Here is a 574-nt window from a genome sequence, read left to right on the forward strand (position 1 = left end):
GGGATGTCCCTCTGCTTACTAGCCGATGGCAGTGTATTTTTTTATTCACTTCACAGAAAAATTTTTTATCGTGCTTCCCCGGATCTGTTTTTCTTTTTTCCTTTTGCCGGATTCTTCTGCTGTGCATCCTTCTTCCGACTTTCCTTCTGCTCTTTTTGTTCCTGCGGTGGCATCTTCATCACATGAAGTTCCCCGTTAAACAGGGTGAAAACTTCCGGTGACTGATATTTTTCTTTAAACTTTTCAATCTGCTCCGGTGTCAGCGAAGTAAAATCATCTTCTGTCAGTCCTACCACAAGGAATGTTCCGGCAATGGCATCATAGACCTGTCCTCGGTCATCGTACAATGCCCGATTTAACGGCAACCCCTCAAATTTTCCATTGCCGTTTAAAAGAATTCCAACCTCATCCTCAAACGGATAAGTCATCTCAATGTCACCGCCTACTGCCTGCTGCAGATCTTCCAGCTCATTGGGGATGCTTTTGACATAGGGTGCTTTCATCGGCTCGACTACCAGTACCGTCATCATTTCTTCCTGCATTTCGGACACTTCTTTCTCATCCATCGTATCAA

Annotated in this window: 1 protein-coding gene; it reads right to left on the minus strand. The window is 44.6% G+C overall.

All coding sequences use genetic code 11. The features are described 5' to 3' along the window. Positions 1–65: 65 nt before the first annotated feature. The coding region (locus tag LIQ05_RS19470; RefSeq protein WP_226822942.1) for a DUF3846 domain-containing protein at positions 66–574 on the minus strand (509 nt) is incomplete at its 5' end.

Source organism: Blautia glucerasea (assembly GCF_020537505.1).
In the GTDB taxonomy this organism is placed as follows: domain Bacteria; phylum Bacillota; class Clostridia; order Lachnospirales; family Lachnospiraceae; genus Blautia_A.